This is a genomic window from Niallia endozanthoxylica, assembly GCF_008710145.1.
Taxonomy (GTDB): domain Bacteria; phylum Bacillota; class Bacilli; order Bacillales; family Cytobacillaceae; genus Bacillus_BD; species Bacillus_BD endozanthoxylica.
Map to the genome: position 1 here is coordinate 1 of NZ_VYKL01000065.1, position 17,275 is coordinate 17,275.

Below are 17,275 nucleotides of genomic sequence, written 5' to 3' on the forward strand. Positions count from 1 at the left end.
AGTTAAAACGTTGACGTTTTTGTTTGTTTAGTTTTCAAAGAGCAATAATATTGTCGAATGTTGACGACTTAGTTATATTACCAAAGGTATCCATAAATGTCAACACTCTTTTAAAAAATACTTTGATGTATTTTCATCGCTTCAACAGCGACGTTTATTAATATATCACTATAGAAAGTAGAATGCAACATACTTTTAAATTTTTCTTTCCAATAATATAAAACGCTCTTAATTTTCATTTCCCTCTAGAAAGTTAAAAAGCCATTTTCTTTAAAATACCCAGGAAAACAAATATTTATAAAGAAAATGGCTTATTTACTTTTAAATTATCTGTGACGCATTAATGGGAATAACAATACATCACGAATAGATGGAGAATTTGTTAAAAGCATAACCAAACGGTCGATACCAATTCCTAATCCGCCTGTTGGAGGCATTCCGTATTCTAACGCTTCAATAAAGTCATCATCCATCATATGGGCTTCATCGTTTCCTTGTTCACGTTCTTTTAGCTGCGCCTCAAAACGTTCACGCTGATCAATAGGGTCATTTAACTCAGTAAAGGCATTTGCATGCTCACGTCCTACGATAAACAACTCAAATCGGTCAGTAAAACGCGGATCCTCATCATTTTTCTTAGCAAGAGGTGAAATTTCAACAGGATGCCCAAAGATGAAAGTAGGCTGAATTAATTTATCTTCGACTCTCTGCTCAAAGAACTCATTAATAATATGACCGTACTCCATAGCATCTTTAATTTCAATATTATGTTCCTTAGCCAATCGTCTAGCTTCTTCAACATCACTTACGTTCCAGAAGTCTACTCCTGTATATTCCTTAATTGCATCAACCATATGAAGTCTCTTCCATTGCGGTGTTAAATCTACTTCATAGTCGCCGTATTGAATCTTAGTAGTTCCTAATACCTCTTGTGCTACATGCGCAACAAGGTTCTCTGTTAATGCCATAATGTCACGGTAATCAGCATATGCTTCATATAACTCAATCATTGTAAATTCAGGATTATGTCTTGTAGAAACCCCTTCATTACGGAATACACGGCCGATTTCATAAACCTTTTCAAGTCCACCGACAATTAGACGCTTCAAATGGAGTTCGATTGCTATTCGCATAAATAACTCCATATCTAGTGCGTTATGATGTGTAATAAACGGACGGGCTGCAGCTCCTCCGGCAATCGCATGCATCATTGGTGTTTCTACCTCTAAATAACCATTTTGATCAAGATAATTGCGAATAGAACGAATGATACGGCTTCTTGCAACAAATGTATCCTTGCTCTCTTCGCTCATAATTAAGTCTAGATAGCGCTGACGGTAACGCTGCTCAACATCCTTTAGACCATGGAATTTATCTGGAAGAGGACGTAATGATTTAGTGAGCAGTTCAAAATTATTTGCCTTAATTGACAATTCTCCGACCTTTGTTTTAAAAAGCTTACCAGTGATGCCGACAATATCACCTAAATCAGCAATATTAAAAATCTCATATTGCTCGTCTCCAACCGCATCTTGCCTAACATAGATTTGAATCTGACCGCTTAAATCCTGGATATGAGCAAATCCTGCCTTACCCTTTCCGCGTTTTGTCATGATACGGCCTGCAATTGTAACCGAAATATCCTTTTCTTCTATCTCTTCTTTTTCAAGCACCTCATATTGCTCCTTTAACTCCAATGCAAGATGAGTACGTTCATATCGTTTACCAAACGGATCTAATCCTTTATCACGTAATTGAGCCAGCTTCTCCCTTCTTACTTGTAACTGGTCATTTAATTCTTCATGACTCATTATTGTTCATCTCCTAAATTGAATCTGTTTATGTTAGTGTTACTTCTGTATCAGCTAATTTTTGCATACTATACCATTTTACACAAACTATTGCTTTCGTAAAAGTTTTAACGTAAAACTTCTAAAATAAAAGCCTTAAATAGAGAAACAAACATGGTTAATACAGAAAAACTGCCGTTACTTAACCCGGCAGTTTTTCTGTATTACCACTTTCTGATTCAATATTTAAAAACAAGAATATTATCCTACTTGCTTTTGCATTTCTACTTCTTCATCCGATACAAGACTAGTTAACAAGGAAACCATCTCTTCTCTTGTGTTGCACTCGTTAATAGCATTTCTAGCTTCACCATTCCCGCGGATTCCCTTTAAATACCAAGCCGCATGCTTACGCATTTCTCTCACTGCAATATTCTCGTTTTTCAAATCAATCAAACGATCGAGGTGCAGAATACATACATCAATTTTTTCACGAGCAGATGGTTCCTCCATTAGTTCGCCTGTTTCTAAATATTTTACTGTACGATAAATCATCCATGGATTTCCTAACGCAGCTCTGCCAATCATCACACCATCGCAGCCTGTTTCTTCAAGCATACGCTTGGCATCTTGAGGCGTTTGCACATCTCCATTTCCAATAATCGGAATACCAACAGATTGTTTTACTTGACGGATAATATCCCAATTTGATTTTCCTTCGTACATTTGATAGCGGGTACGACCATGCAGTGCAACAGCACTTCCGCCAGCACGTTCAACAGCCTGTGCATTTTCCACTGCATAGATATGTTCCTCATCCCAGCCCATACGCATTTTCACTGTTACAGGCTTATCAACTGCATCCACAACAGCAGCAACCATTTCATAAATTTTATTTGGATCAAGAAGCCATTTCGCTCCTGCATCTACCTTAGTAATCTTTGGTACTGGGCAACCCATATTAATATCAATAATATCGGCATTTGTATTCTTATCAACAAATTTTGCCGCTTCAACAAGCGATTCTTTTTCGCCGCCAAAGATTTGCAGGCTAAGTGGCTTTTCCCCTTCATCCATATATAACATATTCATCGTTTTCTTATTTTTATATAAAATCCCTTTATCACTAACCATTTCGGCACAAACTAACCCTGCACCAAATTCCTTTACCGTTAAACGAAAAGCGGAATTGCAAACACCAGCCATTGGAGCTAATACAATTGGGTTCTTCATAACAATATCGCCTATTTTTAACATGCACTACCTCCTGCTAGTATTTCTATACTGATTGATTTTCCTCTAGCGGCCTTAATTCATTTCTGCTTATATTCAACACATCGGTTATTTTTTCAATAATTTCTTGGCTCGGCATCCGGTTTCCTCTTTCAATTTCCCCTAATACTGAAACAGATACCCCTAATTCCTTAGCAAAACTCTCCTGTGTAAACCCCTTTAATTTTCGAAAAGCTCGAATACGTCTTCCCCATTTTTCTCTTTCCATACTCGTACCCCTTCTTTATCAGATAACTGATCTGCTATTTCATATAAAGGCTGTTTAAATTTTGGAAGCAGGATGTCAGGGGAAATTTCTACTAATGGAATCATAACAAATGACCTTTCATGCATACGAGGATGAGGAACAACAAGCATCTCAGTTATAATATTCTCGTCATTATACAACAAAATGTCAAGGTCAACCGTTCTTGGACCCCAGTGAATTTCCCTTTTTCTCCCAAGACCTTTTTCTACTTGCAAACAAGCTTCCAACAGTTGATAAGGCGACAATGTAGTGTTTATTTGCGCTACCATGTTCAAAAATAAATCTTGCTCTTCATATCCAACGGGGTCTGTTTCATAAACAGAAGAAACATTTACCACTGTAACTGGATAATCACCTTGCAGTCTTTTCAATGCTTCTTTTAGGTTATTCATTCTATTTCCCATATTGGACCCTAGGGAAAGATAGGCTGTGTGAGTCATATAGGGCGGCTCCTTGTAATTTCGACTGCAACAGATTCATAATGACCTGGAATGGGAGGATTAGGCTTAATTACTTTTACTGTAACAGCAAACACTTTTTTAAATTGCCCTAGTATTTCATCTGCAATTTTTTCCGCTACAGCTTCAATGAGCTTAAATGGCTCTCCTTCGACAATCGATTGACATACTTCAAACAAATCAACGTAACTGATGGATTCCTCCAGATTATCCGTTTTCCCGGCCAGCTTTAAGTCTGTTTCAACTCTTAAATCAACATGAAATAGTTGTCCGAGCCTTGTTTCCTCAGGCAAAACCCCATGGTAACCATAGAATGTCATTTTATTAAGATAAATTGTATCCAACTACATCTACCTTCCCCATCATAGCATCCATCATTTTAGCCATTCTGCTGATTTCTTTTACATCATGAACACGGAAAATCTGGCACCCTTTCTGTATGCCAAAACAAACAGCGGCACCAGTTCCTTCCACACGCTCGTCCACAGGAAGATTCAGTACTCCTCCAATCATTCGCTTGCGGGAAGGTCCTAAAAGAACTGGATATCCTAATGCTACAAACGTATCCAAATTCCTCATTATTTCGAGATCCTTTTGCATATCTTTAGCGAAACCAATTCCCGGGTCTAAAATGATATTCTCATCCTTAACACCTGCATTTTTCGCAATCGCAATACTTTCATAAATATCATTCAAGCAATCACGGAAAAATGATTGATAGTTTGGATTTTCCCGATTATGCTGAAGAATAATCGGCACTTCTAATTCAGCTGCAACACTAGCCATATCAGGGTCTGCTTTTGCTCCCCATATATCATTAATAATATGAGCACCAGCTTTTATCGCCGCCTTTGCTGTTGCAGCTTTAAAGGTATCAATTGATAAAGGCACTGAGACAGCCTTTGAAATGGCTTCAATAACCGGAAGGACACGATCCAGTTCTTCCTGAACGGAAACAGGAGTATAACCAGGCCGTGTTGATTCTCCTCCAATATCAATAATATCTGCGCCGTTCTCAACCAATTCTTGAGCTCGTTCAACAGCTCGATCTATTTCATTGTATTTACCGCCATCCGAAAAGGAGTCCGGTGTGACATTCAATACGCCCATTATTAATGATTTTTTTTCATAATCAAGCGTAAATGAACCGCATTGAATCGTCTTATTCGACATATAAACACCCCAATAACATGAATATTCATAATCTGTATTCTAATGTTTGAATTTGCTATGATTTACATCTTCTCTACTCATTTTATGATATTATAACCGTGAAAAAAAGAAAAATCAGCTTTTTTAACAAAACGACCATCCAATAAACGGTTGTTTTTTGTCGATAATTAATTTTTATTGTATATATCTTTGAGCAATTTACGCAAAAAGCCCCGCAAATATTTACATCATCGCTCGTTATTCATACGAACGATCATTAAAAAGCAACACTGTTAATAGACAAAGCCAAAAAAACAAAAAAGGGGCTTTCCCATAAAGGATAGCCCCTTCTTTATTTATATTATTCAGCATCAAATTGATATAGTGCAGTACTTAAATAACGTTCACCATTATCAGGAATGATAGCAACCACTCTTTTGCCTTTGCCAAGCTTCTTAGCAACCTCTAGAGCAGCATGAATCGCAGCTCCAGCAGAGATTCCGCCAAGGATTCCTTCTTCTTGTCCTGCACGGCGAGCAGCTGAGAATGCTTGATCTGTTGAAACTTTAATAATTTCATCATAAATTTCAGTATTTAATACTGATGGAACAAATCCTGCACCAATACCTTGGATTTTATGCGGACCTGGTTTACCTCCAGATAGAACTGGTGAGTCAACTGGTTCTACTGCATAAATCTTGATATCTTTATATTTTTCGCGTAATACTTCACCAGCACCAGTAATTGTACCGCCTGTTCCAATACCAGATACAAAAGCGTCTAGTTGGTCACCGAATTGTTCAACTAGTTCTTTACCAGTTGTATTTCTGTGGATTTCTGGATTTGCTTCGTTTTCAAACTGCTGCGGCAAGAAATATCCATGCTTTTCAGCAAGTTCATTTGCTTTTGCAATCGCACCTTTCATACCTTCAGGACCCGGTGTTAACACAAGCTCTGCACCGTATGCACGAAGAAGGTTACGACGTTCCATACTCATTGTTTCAGGCATTACTAAAATTGCTTTATAACCTTTAGCTGAAGCAACCCATGCTAAACCAATTCCTGTGTTTCCGCTTGTAGGCTCAATAATAGTATCGCCCTTTTTTAATTTACCGCTAGCTTCAGCAGCTTCAATCATTGCTAAGGCAATACGATCCTTTACGCTGCTTCCAGGGTTCATATATTCTAATTTTAAATAAACATCTGCACTGTTTTCATCAACGATGTGATTTAGTTTAACAACTGGTGTTTGACCGATTAGCTCAGTTATTGAATTTGCAATACGTACCATGTTAAGCACCCTTTCATATCCCGAGTAGTTTTATTGGATTAATTATTTTAAATTTAACTCTATTTATACTAAATGTCAACCACTTTTATCGGAATTGTTTAACTTTTTTAGAAAAACCTGTTAAATAGGGGTAACTTTAAATAACCTCCCGCTTTAAAACCTCTAAATCTTCAGCAGTATATAGATATTTTTCATTGCAAAAATGGCAGTGCGCTTCCGCTTGACCATCCGTATCAATCATATCCTGAATCTCCTCTTTACCGAGCCCAATGATTGCATTACCAAATCGCTCCTTCGAGCATGTACAAGTAAAAGAAACAGGCATCTTTTCAAGAAACTTAACATTTTCACTGCCTAAAATCTCAGTTAACAATTCCTCAGGAGTCAAACCTCTTTCAATTTGCTTTGATACAGGAGGAATCTCTGTCAGACGTTTTTCTATAAAACTAATGGTTTCATCAGATGTACCTGGCATTAGCTGAATAATAAAACCACCGGCAGCTAATATTGAATTATCAGGGTTAACAAGTACTCCGACACCAACAGCGGAAGGAACCTGTTCTGAGGAGGAAAAATAGTAAGTGAAATCTTCCCCTAATTCTCCGGAAACAAGCGGCACCTGCCCCGTGAAAAAGTCACGCATACCAATATCCTTGACAACAGTCAGCGCACCAGAAGTACCCACAGCTTTTCTTACATCTAATTTTCCGTGCTCATTTAAATCAAAGTGTGTTTGAGGATTCAAAACATACCCTCTTACTTCTCCCTTTGCATTTGCATCTGCTAATATATGACCGATTGGGCCGTCCCCTTCAATTTTAACAGTTAATTTCTGCTCATCAGATAACATCGCACCCATCATAACAGTGGCCGCCATCGTCCTCCCTAATGCAGCAGATGCTGTTGGCCAAGTATAATGGCGACGCTGAGCCTCACTTACTGTTTCTGTGCTGCGAACAGCATAAGCACGTACCTGCCCCTCGAAAGCAAGGGCTTTTACTAAATAATCTTCCATCTATATACTCCTTTCACGAAAAGCAAATGCGCCTTGCCTACCCGTGTAACTCGAGAAGGTAGACGCTATCGCTTTACATGCACCTTAATTGATCTTAACTATTCTTTAGATTCTCCACATTTCGTTTATAAATAAGTCTTAATCCCTTTAAAGTTAAAAATGGGTCTACAATATCAATGACCGTTGATTCTTTAGAAATAAGACCTGCCAGTCCTCCTGTTGCGATAACAGTTGGAGGCTGTTTACTTTCTGCTTTCATTCTGTTGACAATTCCCTCTACTTGGCCGACATAGCCGTAAAGGATTCCTGACTGCATGGCTGAAACGGTATTTTTACCTATTACTCCATCCGGTTGTACAAGCTCAATTCTTGGAAGCTTAGCCGCACGTGTATATAAGGCTTCTGTTGAAATACCTATTCCAGGAGCAATAGCACCGCCTAAATATTCCTTATCCTCGTTAATATAACAGTAGGTCGTAGCCGTCCCAAAATCAACAATAATTAATGGGCTCCCGTACTCGTGTATAGCCCCAACTGCATTAACAATTCGGTCTGCACCGACCTCTCTTGGATTTTCATATTTTATGTTCAATCCAGTTTTTACGCCTGGGCCCACAACTAACGGCTTAATATGGAAATATTTGTGACACATTCTTTCCAAGGCAAGCATAATAGGAGGCACAACAGAAGAAATAATAATTCCATCAATATCGGAAAATTTAAGGTTCACATGATCAAATAGAGACTTTATTACTATTCCATACTCATCCTCTGTTCGATTACGATGTGTCTCCACTCTCCAATGATGGATTAACTCTTCTCCTCTATATACGCCTAAAACAGTATTTGTATTTCCTACGTCAAAAACAAAAATCATCACTATTCACCACGGTTTCCTTAAGATCTTTTTATTCTGCAAACATCATAACATAATTGTCAACAAAGTGAATTATTCACTCTACACAAAAAGGCGCCCGTTTAGGAGCGCCTTTTTATATACTTAAGAACGTTTATCTAGGTTCTCATCCTGCACAGCAGGCTTTTCAGCATCTAGATTCTTTTCTTCAGTTCCAGTCTCATCATCTTTTTTACTGATTGTTACCTTTACATTTTCAGTAGAAGCATCAACTACTTTTCGATTCGGAAGTGTTCCATGATCAGCCAAATGTTTAATTTGTTCTGCATCCAATGTTTCCACGTCAAGTAAAGTATTAGCAATGACGTCTAGTTTATCGCGGTTTTCTGTAAGTATCTTTTTGGCCTTTTCATAGCATTCTTTTATAATACGTTGAATTTCAAGGTCAATTTCATATGCAATGGCATCTGAATAGTTTTGCTCATTATGGAAGTCGCGTCCTAAGAATACTTGACCTCCTTGAGACTGTCCAAATTGAAGGGGACCAAGCTTGTCGCTCATTCCAAACTCTGTTACCATTCTGCGTGCAATTCCGGTTGCACGTTGGAAGTCATTATGAGCACCAGTACTTACTTCACCAAACACGATATCTTCTGAAACACGACCGCCAAGAAGTCCGGTAATCTTATCTAGAAGTTCAGGTTTTGTCATAAAGTAACGGTCTTCCTTAGGAAGCATAACAGCATAGCCGCCTGCTTGACCACGAGGGACAATCGTCACCTTTTGAACAATTTCAGCTTCATCAAGCATTAACCCAATAACAGTATGTCCAGCTTCATGGAAAGCAACAATTTTTCTTTCCTTTTCGGAAATAACTCGGCTCTTTTTCGCAGGTCCTGCAATCACTCGGTCTGTTGCCTCATCAATATCTAACATATCAATTTTCTTCTTATCACGGCGTGCCGCCACTAACGCAGCTTCGTTTAAAAGGTTTTCCAAGTCTGCTCCTGAGAAACCAGGTGTGCGCTGTGCAATGGCCTTTAAGTTGACTTCATCAGCTAATGGCTTATTGCGTGCATGTACTTTCAATACCGCTTCACGGCCTTTTACATCTGGGCGGTCAACTGTAATTTGACGGTCAAAACGTCCCGGACGAAGAAGAGCTGGATCTAGGATATCAGCACGGTTTGTAGCAGCAATGATAATAATTCCTTCATTTCCGCCAAACCCATCCATTTCAACAAGCAATTGGTTTAGCGTCTGCTCACGTTCATCATGACCTCCGCCAAGTCCCGCGCCACGCTGACGTCCAACCGCATCAATTTCATCTATGAAAATAATACACGGTGCATTTTTCTTCGCTGTTTCGAATAAATCACGAACACGTGAAGCTCCTACCCCAACGAACATTTCAACGAAGTCCGAACCGCTTATAGAGAAGAAAGGAACTCCTGCTTCACCTGCTGTTGCACGGGCAAGCAATGTTTTACCTGTACCAGGAGGTCCCACAAGGAGTACCCCTTTCGGAATTCTAGCACCAAGTTCAACGAATTTTCTTGGGTCCTTTAAAAACTCAACTACTTCAACAAGTTCTTGCTTTTCTTCATCTGCGCCTGCTACGTCTTTAAAGCGAACCTTTTTCTTATCTTCGCTATACAGCTTTGCTTTACTCTTACCAAAATTCATTACCCGGCTACCGCCGCCTTGGGCTTGATTAAGCAGGAAGAAGAATAAAATGAAGATAATGACAAACGGAATAATAGATGTAAAGAATGTTACCCATCCGCTTGTTTCTTTAGCCGGCATCTTTTCAAGCTTTAAATCAGCGGCCAAAGAATTGATTCGTTCTATCTCGCTATCTGTATTAGATACATAAGTGATAAAATACTTACCTTCTTCATACCCCTTTAGCTGCCCTCTAACCTCGAGAACTCCACGCTCAGGCTGCGTAGTTAAAGAGGTTACATCACCATTCTCAAGATGCTCTATAAACGTATCATACGTCATATTTTCTGTCGGTTGATTACCACTATTAAAGAAACTTACTACGCCTATAATGACTAGAAAAATTAATAAATAAAAGATGGTATTACGGAAAATCCGATTCATCCCTTGCCTCCTCCCACGGTCAACAAACTATAGTGTATAGTACCATAGAAAATCATGGTAATACAAGAAATTACACTTCTAAAGCCAATAACTACTATTGTTATAAAAAATGTATATAAAAATGTTATTACCTATTAATTACTGTATACATGTGGCTTCAAAACACCTATATACGGAAGGTTTCGGTATTTTTCTGCATAATCCAAACCATATCCGACAACAAAGGCATCTGGAACAATAAATCCTACATAATCGGCCTTTATATCTGCCTTGCGACCTGTTGGTTTATCAAGCAGTGTAACAATTTTTACTGACTTCGCTTTACGATAATGGAATAACTCAACTAAATAACTCAACGTTAAGCCACTGTCAATAATGTCCTCGATGATTAGAACATCACGACCTTCAACAGATGTATCCAAATCCTTTAATATCTTCACCTCTCCAGAGGAAACCATAGCGTTTCCGTAGCTTGAAACATCCATGAAGTCCATTTCAAGGTGAGTATCAATCCGTTTAAGAAGGTCGCCCATAAATAGCACAGCACCCTTAAGAACACCAATCGCAAGCGGGAATTTATCCTGATAATCCTCCGTTATCTGTGCACCCAATTCTTTTATCTTATTTTGAAGCTCTTCTTCGGATATTAATACACTTTCAATATCATTTTTCATATTTAGTATGCCCCCTAGATGATCATTGCATAATGATGTATATCAATCATTACATTTCTCAGCCTTTATCAAAAGTTTTCTCCATTCGATATTTGTTTATCCAAGCCCTTTTGATAAAGCACTATTCGATTTGCTTTTTATATGTGATAAGAATATAATCCATATCCTTATTTATCACCGTTGACTCTTTGCATTTTTTCAATCCCGGCAGCCAGAGGATTCGGTTTTGTCCATCTGTTACGACCGGCCAGCTGTCTCTCTCATCAATTGGTATTTTCTGATCGATGAAAATGCTTTTAATCTTTTTTGTCCCTTCTATACCTTTTAAGCTCATTCGATCCCCTGGTTCTCTTGTTCTAACGATAATTGGAAGAGATACATCCTTTTTATTTAAAAGAATGGCATCCTTTGAGCTTTCCTCATGATGTGTATATTTGAAGGAAATACTGTCTCCATTTGGCAATATATATTCTCCCGGTTGATCGAACTCTATATAAAATCCTCCCTTTGTATCAGCGTTGAAAACAAAGTGACATAGGCGGTAAGATCGTTTCACCTTCAAACCGGATGGAAAATCCAAACTGCCAGAGGGATTGTCCCCTTTAATAAGTATGAAAAATTGTTCAATATGTATCGCTGATAAGGATGCGGGCCTTTTTTTATATAGATAGTTTAATATTAGTTGAACGCCTCTCCTTTGTAAAGAAATTGGCATTGCCTGGAAGGTATCTATATCAATAGTTATTTTATTATCTTGTTTCACTTTCCATACTGTATTCATTTTTTTAATTGTTAATTCCTGCAGCAGCGCTTCATCTTGCTGCAGTTCTTCGCTAAAACGTTGAAATTGCTCATGTACATGTTCGTTTTCCTGTTTTAAAAAAGGAACAACATGGTTTCGAAATCTATTTCGAAGATAGACATCTTTTTCATTACTGGGGTCTCGACGAGGATTTAATTCATGATCCGAACAATACTGCTCAATTTCTTTCCGGCTGAGACATAAAAACGGCCTAACAATAAAAACGTCCTTAAAGGGTCTAATAAAGGGGATACCAGCCCTCGATGATCCTGAACTTCCTCGTGTTAATCTCATTAAGATTGTTTCAATCTGGTCATCACCATGATGAGCTAATGCAGCGTGTGTAAGCTGATATTCATTCATCACTTCAGCAAAGAATTCATAGCGGCACTCTCTCGAGGAAACTTGCGAGCTTTTTCCCGTCCTTTTTATATACTCCGGGACATTTATTCTCTTCATTGTAAAAGGTATTTGCCGTTTATTGCAGAAGTCCTCCACAAACTTCGCTTCATTATAGGATTCTTCTCCTCTAAACATGTGGTCAACATGTGCAGCAACTATATAAAAATTCTGCTGCTTCTGTTTTTCACTCAATAGATGTAAAAGCGCTAAAGAATCCGGACCTCCTGATACACCAACAAGAAATCTTTTTCCAGTCAACGCAAAATGCTTTTGTTTTAAAAAACGGTCTACTTTCTCTTCTATCATTACTTTTTCCCTGCCACAAATATCGTCTTTAAGTTCTTTTGTCTTATATTAAGCATACCATTTTTCTAACTGGTAACCAAAGGACAAGCCTTATAAATTTTTCGCCTAAATTATACGAAATCTGCATGTCATACCTGTTTTTATACTTTCTGCTATATTAATTGACCAAATATATAGAACGCATAAAATAATAGAATAACAACTGTTAGTAAAAACGTTTCGACCATCCCGCCCTTTTTCTGCTTTTTCTGCTTTTTTTGCTGTACTTGCCGGCTGGCTCCCACTTTTACTCTTGATTGTGTTTGTTGATTCATTGTCTGACCATTGGCAGTGCTCCCTGCATTTGTTTGTCTTGAAGTCCTTCGACGGTTTGCGCTATCATGACTAATCGTTTTTATTAAATCATTGCGCATTTCTTTAGCTGAATGATAGCGTCCTTCAAGTGCATCGATAATTACTGCTTCAAATTTTTGCAAAACCTTGCTTTGTTTCAATTGATTACGAAGCTGGATAATCCCACCCGTTGTTTTCGAAAACCGTTTTGGAAAGACTGCGTTAATCATAATCATCGCAACGGCAAATAAATCGTAGCTTGGTTCTGCTTTTCTTGAACCAAGTCCCCAATACCCCCTGTCAAAGAATTCCGTATACTCCTTTATCGCCCTTCCCTTTATTGTCGTGCCGCCTACATCAATACAGCGTATTCTTGGCGAAGGACCTGTTACAATTAAGTTCTCCGGCTTTAAATCACCAAATACCCATCCGCTATCATGGAGCTTCTCTAAGTCTGACAAAAGCTGCAGAATGAGTACAGGAAGCCAAGAAGGACCCTTCTGCTCAATAAAGGACATAAAGTCCGGCCCTTGTATATACTCCATTACATAAAATGAAATTTGTCCTTTACTATGTTCCCAATCATCTACATCAAGCAAAGAAGGCCCAAGGGCAGATCCCTGGACCTTTGCAAAGGATTTAAGCACATTCACCTCAGACGTAATAGACATCCCATTATCACTCATTTTAAGTGCGACATATTCCTGTTGTCGCTGTGCAAGATACACAATGCCATTGGCTCCGAACCCCAATTCCTTTAAAATGATATAACGGTGTTTATGCCATTTGCCTTCAATGATTGTCCCAGGTTTCACGTTATACTGATTCTTCATAGAATGATTCATCATCACGAGAAAGCAGACTCCTTAGCGAACGTTTTTTCTTGAAATATTGCAGCGCCTCATTAATGGCAGGTCCTGTTGGTGTAATTCCTCCTGTCGATAATTTTGAAAATACATCTGTCAAAGACCCAAGCCGCGGCGTCCAATCTAATAATTTATCTACTTCATTCTTTTTCCCGGGAAATACGAACACAGAAAATCGATTTTCTCCAGACCGAGCATTCAGGCTTAAGGATAAGTCAAGAAGAGCCTCTTTAACTGTTGGCAGCTTCTGCTTCATACTAGCACTTGTATCAACAAGGATAAGCACTTCGAGTTCGACTGTCTCTCCAAGCTCATCTACCACCTCCATTACCTCTCCTCTTTTTTCCGGCGGAAGATCTTCTAACGTATGTGAGCGGCCAAGTATTTGCTGCAGTTCTTTATTCACAACCCCTTGGAGGGTCTGTGTCATTGCCTTTCTCGTAACCATCTGAACGGTTTGTGAAAGGTTTTGGGCATAGACAACCTGACTAACACCGCCGCCAGCCATAGAAATACCTTCAATTTCTTTCATCCCCTGGTCATCGATTACATCTTGATCCATTACACCTATTACATTTACTGTAATTCCTTGCTCCTTTGCCAGTGCAGCCATTGCAATGGGATCTTCTCCTTGATTTGAGCAACCATCCGTTATCAATAAAATTTGCTTTAACGTACCTGTCTTCATCAAGTTCCCCTCCAAATCTGAAATGTTACCATTTTCGACGATAAGGAAGGAATTTATACATAAGCTGTTTAGTTAGAATGATAATAGGCCATTCGTATATGCGGCACTAAGTTTAATTCAGAATGAATCACTTAGTGGACACGTACACGAATGGCCTTTATACAACAGTATGCAAATTCATTAATTAGCCTTCTGTTTAAACTGAGGAACAGGAATAGACGCCCATTTTGGAGTATTATGTTTAACTTTTGCCACTACAACGGTCATATCATCATCAATATACCCTGATCTCGACCTAATGACCTCTTCCATAATGACATCAGCTATTCCTTGAGGCTCTTCTGTCTTTAACTCTTTTATTTTCCGTTTCATCCACAAGTCGTGGTTTTCTACATGCTTTGGACCTTCAAACACGCCATCGCTCATCATAATGAGAAGATCGCCAGCCCTTAGCTGTTCACTCACAACATCTACCTCAAAATCCTCGATGATTCCCATTGGCAGATTGCTTGCTTGTATTTTCAAGACTTTATTACCCCTTTTAACAAAACTTGGAGTGGAACCAATTTTTAAAAACTTCGCGGATGCATTTTGTAAATCTACCATTGCCAAGTCTAAGGTAGAAAAGATTTCGTCCGTTGTTCGTAAGGATAGAACGGAATTAACCGATTTGATCGCAACTCTTTCCTCGATTCCAGATTGAAGAATTTTTTCTAGGAGCTGCAGCGTCTCCTGGCTTTCAATATGGGCCCGCTCTCCATTGCCCATTCCATCACTAATTGCAATGGCGTATTTTCCACAGCCTAGTTCCGTTGTAGAATAGCTGTCTCCTGAAATTAAGCCGCCGTCCTTTGCTGCATGGGCCACACCAACCTCTATAGAATATGCCTTGGCGGATCGGAAAGTCACATGGCAGTAGTCATGTCCAAATGGAGATATTTCCTCTGAATTTACAATAATTGTCTCGCCTAATATATCCGAAAGAATCGGTGCAATGAGTTTTTCACATTCCCCATGCCCCTGATAGTCAGGTATGGTCATATCAATATCTACGTTCCCTTGTTCAAGACTGTAAATCTCCACTTGTTCAATCTCAATACCAAAATCCTGCATCGCTTCAAGGATAAGCTCTTCCTGCTTATGATGATTTTCTCTTTCCCGCTGAATTTCCTTTGCGAAGTTACCCATAATTTCAGACACACCTAATAATTGATCCGCTACTAGTTTTCTAGACTCCTTTACCTGCCTTTTTAATTTTTGATTGGCTTGATAGTAGGTTAATTCTTGCTGCATTGCTTCCACAACCTTTTTCGGCTTGACGCAGTGAACTCCCCACTCCCTATATAATTTTTGAGAAACTTCTCCGCCTTTTTGCTCCATATCAAGCATAATTTCTTTCATAAATTCATATGTTTCATTAAAGTTCCTTGTCCAGCATTGTTCCTTGCGATGACAAAGCTGACATGTTTTTTCTGTTACATTACTCAAAAAGTAATCTAGCTCTCTATCAGTCTCATTCCATTCTGTCGGTTCGCTCTGATGATTGAAGCTATTAGAAAGAGCCTGAAATACATGGGAAAACTGCGCTACCCTTTGCGATGTCACATCTCTCATCTTTCTCATATATTGCTGCTGCTCTTGTGAATGTTCTAGAGTACCTGGGATATATTTTGCCAGCTTTGAAGTGAGTGTTTTAGGGGTTAGAAATAGTAACGCTATGGCTACCGCTGATTCCAGGATTGTTTTAACTAAAGCTGCATTGCCATCTCCATACATACCAATCAATAAAGTCGCTATCAATAGCCCAATTGAGACGCCAACCTTTTTCCCCTCTTTTAATAGACCTCCCAGAAGACCTGAAAAGGCTAATAGACTCATATGTGTAAAGCTGGAAATACTGGCCAAACTAAAGATGAGACCCGTTACAACCCCAACAGTGGACCCAACTGTTGCTCCAGCAACAAAAGCAAATAACAGAACAAGATATCGTGCCAATACGTGGTCAACAGAGATATCATACATTGTCCAACCAATCGTTCCAGTCATGACAGAAGCAAGTAAAATAATTAAACAGACAATTTCCTCAGTCTTTAATGACTGTCTGCGTTTTGAAATAGATAATAAAGGAAGTCCTTGTAAAAAAATTAGAGTTAAAATAAAACCTAAACTTGATTCTATCCCCGCCATCATTAGCTCATACAATGTAAACTTACCAGATACAATGTAACCTTCCACTAAGCTACCGGAAAACAGAACAAAAAATACATAAAACGGAACGACTTTGACCTCATTTTTCAGCCACCTTTTCGTAGCTTTATAGGAGAGCAAAAATAGCACCGTCAACACAAAGGTAGAGACTGCATCGGCAACAGAAAGAGTAGCCGCTCCTGCAATAAGACCGATTAATGCTAATGGCGCCCGATCCTTTCTTACGAGATATACAGCAGCAAAAAAAGGAACACTAAATGGAGTTAATTTAGCTAAAATTAATGAACGTCCAAGTAAAAAGCCTATCAATAAGAGGATGTAGCCTTTTTTTAGAAAAAAGGTTTCCATCTTTGCTTGAAAATTAGTAAAGGGGTTGGCCAACTTTATTTTAGATTTCGCAAAGTTAACGTCCCTGATCGGATCCATGAAATTCCGCTCCACCTTTTCCACGCAGCTTCACTCCCTGCCTAAGTATTTTACATTCATTATATAGACGGGAGCTTTAGAAGTTTGTCAAAATGGCGGACAAGCCCCTTTTTTTCATTCGACTCAATTCCACCAAAAGTCTAAAAATAACAGGAGAAACCTGTATATTAAGTGCTCATGCAGCAGATATTTACTATATGCTAAAAAATCCTGTCTTTTTGTGTGACAGGATTCTTTCTATTCTACATTCATTTAATTCTTTATAAAAAGAGGTATTAGTAAACAAAAAGACAAACCCAGTAAATGGATTTGCCTGTAATATAGGGAACACGAACGATACCCTGCTAGTATATAGAAAT

General features: G+C 38.7%; 15 protein-coding genes. All 15 read right to left on the bottom strand.

The genetic code is table 11. The features are described 5' to 3' along the window. Positions 1-326 precede the first annotated feature (326 nt). A complete protein-coding gene (gene lysS, locus F4V44_RS26115) occupies positions 327-1,811 on the bottom strand; it encodes a lysine--tRNA ligase (protein ID WP_150442905.1) in 1,485 nt (494 codons plus the stop codon). Positions 1,812-2,051: 240 nt separating this feature from the next. After that, positions 2,052-3,047: a tRNA dihydrouridine synthase DusB gene (gene dusB / locus F4V44_RS26120; protein ID WP_150442906.1), complete on the bottom strand. Its 996-nt coding sequence runs from the start codon at positions 3,045-3,047 to the stop codon at positions 2,052-2,054. A 22-nt stretch (positions 3,048-3,069) separates the two neighbouring features. Next, complete coding sequence (locus F4V44_RS26125; RefSeq protein WP_150442907.1) at positions 3,070-3,291, bottom strand: helix-turn-helix domain-containing protein; 222 nt, start codon at positions 3,289-3,291, stop codon at positions 3,070-3,072. Continuing rightward, a complete protein-coding gene (folK, locus tag F4V44_RS26130) occupies positions 3,243-3,770 on the bottom strand; it encodes a 2-amino-4-hydroxy-6-hydroxymethyldihydropteridine diphosphokinase (protein ID WP_150442908.1) in 528 nt (175 codons plus the stop codon). Before folK ends, F4V44_RS26125 begins: the two co-directional genes overlap by 49 nt. After that, positions 3,767-4,132: a dihydroneopterin aldolase gene (folB, locus tag F4V44_RS26135; protein ID WP_150442909.1), complete on the bottom strand. Its 366-nt coding sequence runs from the start codon at positions 4,130-4,132 to the stop codon at positions 3,767-3,769. Before folB ends, folK begins: the two co-directional genes overlap by 4 nt. Further along, positions 4,113-4,961, bottom strand: coding sequence for a dihydropteroate synthase (gene folP, locus F4V44_RS26140; RefSeq protein ID WP_150442910.1), 849 nt, complete (start codon positions 4,959-4,961; stop codon positions 4,113-4,115). The genes folB and folP overlap by 20 nt, the downstream gene beginning before the upstream one ends. Positions 4,962-5,301: 340 nt before the next feature. Continuing rightward, complete coding sequence (gene cysK, locus F4V44_RS26145; RefSeq protein ID WP_150442911.1) at positions 5,302-6,231, bottom strand: cysteine synthase A; 930 nt, start codon at positions 6,229-6,231, stop codon at positions 5,302-5,304. A 136-nt stretch (positions 6,232-6,367) separates the two neighbouring features. Continuing rightward, on the bottom strand, positions 6,368-7,246 hold the full coding sequence (hslO, locus tag F4V44_RS26150) for an Hsp33 family molecular chaperone HslO (RefSeq protein ID WP_150442912.1): 879 nt from the start codon (positions 7,244-7,246) through the stop codon (positions 6,368-6,370). Positions 7,247-7,340: 94 nt separating this feature from the next. Then, entirely contained in the window at positions 7,341-8,123 is a 783-nt protein-coding gene (locus tag F4V44_RS26155) for a type III pantothenate kinase (RefSeq protein ID WP_191090872.1), read from the bottom strand. A 123-nt stretch (positions 8,124-8,246) separates the two neighbouring features. Then, entirely contained in the window at positions 8,247-10,211 is a 1,965-nt protein-coding gene (gene ftsH / locus F4V44_RS26160; RefSeq protein WP_150442914.1) for an ATP-dependent zinc metalloprotease FtsH, read from the bottom strand. Positions 10,212-10,345: 134 nt separating this feature from the next. After that, a complete protein-coding gene (hpt, locus tag F4V44_RS26165) occupies positions 10,346-10,885 on the bottom strand; it encodes a hypoxanthine phosphoribosyltransferase (protein ID WP_150442915.1) in 540 nt (179 codons plus the stop codon). 121 nt (positions 10,886-11,006) lie between these two features. After that, positions 11,007-12,395 carry a tRNA lysidine(34) synthetase TilS gene (gene tilS, locus F4V44_RS26170; protein ID WP_150442916.1) on the bottom strand — a complete coding sequence of 463 codons (1,389 nt, stop codon included), beginning with the start codon at positions 12,393-12,395 and terminating at the stop codon, positions 11,007-11,009. A 152-nt stretch (positions 12,396-12,547) separates the two neighbouring features. Further along, a complete protein-coding gene (locus F4V44_RS26175) occupies positions 12,548-13,576 on the bottom strand; it encodes a serine/threonine protein kinase (RefSeq protein ID WP_150442943.1) in 1,029 nt (342 codons plus the stop codon). Continuing rightward, positions 13,545-14,282: a VWA domain-containing protein gene (locus F4V44_RS26180; protein ID WP_150442917.1), complete on the bottom strand. Its 738-nt coding sequence runs from the start codon at positions 14,280-14,282 to the stop codon at positions 13,545-13,547. Before F4V44_RS26180 ends, F4V44_RS26175 begins: the two co-directional genes overlap by 32 nt. A 180-nt stretch (positions 14,283-14,462) precedes the next feature. Beyond that, entirely contained in the window at positions 14,463-16,940 is a 2,478-nt protein-coding gene (spoIIE, locus tag F4V44_RS26185) for a stage II sporulation protein E (RefSeq protein WP_150442918.1), read from the bottom strand. Between the last annotated feature and the right edge of the window lie 335 nt (positions 16,941-17,275).

Bases quoted from the DNA above. Each gene is read 5' to 3' on its own strand.
- hpt (WP_150442915.1), bottom strand. From the start codon at position 10,885: ATGAAAAATGATATTGAAAGTGTATTAATATCCGAAGAAGAGCTTCAA.
- cysK (WP_150442911.1), bottom strand. From the start codon at position 6,231: ATGGTACGTATTGCAAATTCAATAACTGAGCTAATCGGTCAAACACCA.
- F4V44_RS26180 (WP_150442917.1), bottom strand. From the start codon at position 14,282: ATGAAGACAGGTACGTTAAAGCAAATTTTATTGATAACGGATGGTTGC.
- hslO (WP_150442912.1), bottom strand. From the start codon at position 7,246: ATGGAAGATTATTTAGTAAAAGCCCTTGCTTTCGAGGGGCAGGTACGT.
- folK (WP_150442908.1), bottom strand. From the start codon at position 3,770: ATGACTCACACAGCCTATCTTTCCCTAGGGTCCAATATGGGAAATAGA.
- lysS (WP_150442905.1), bottom strand. From the start codon at position 1,811: ATGAGTCATGAAGAATTAAATGACCAGTTACAAGTAAGAAGGGAGAAG.
- F4V44_RS26155 (WP_191090872.1), bottom strand. From the start codon at position 8,123: ATGATTTTTGTTTTTGACGTAGGAAATACAAATACTGTTTTAGGCGTA.
- F4V44_RS26175 (WP_150442943.1), bottom strand. From the start codon at position 13,576: ATGATGAATCATTCTATGAAGAATCAGTATAACGTGAAACCTGGGACA.
- tilS (WP_150442916.1), bottom strand. From the start codon at position 12,395: ATGATAGAAGAGAAAGTAGACCGTTTTTTAAAACAAAAGCATTTTGCG.
- dusB (WP_150442906.1), bottom strand. From the start codon at position 3,047: ATGTTAAAAATAGGCGATATTGTTATGAAGAACCCAATTGTATTAGCT.
- folP (WP_150442910.1), bottom strand. From the start codon at position 4,961: ATGTCGAATAAGACGATTCAATGCGGTTCATTTACGCTTGATTATGAA.
- F4V44_RS26125 (WP_150442907.1), bottom strand. From the start codon at position 3,291: ATGGAAAGAGAAAAATGGGGAAGACGTATTCGAGCTTTTCGAAAATTA.
- ftsH (WP_150442914.1), bottom strand. From the start codon at position 10,211: ATGAATCGGATTTTCCGTAATACCATCTTTTATTTATTAATTTTTCTA.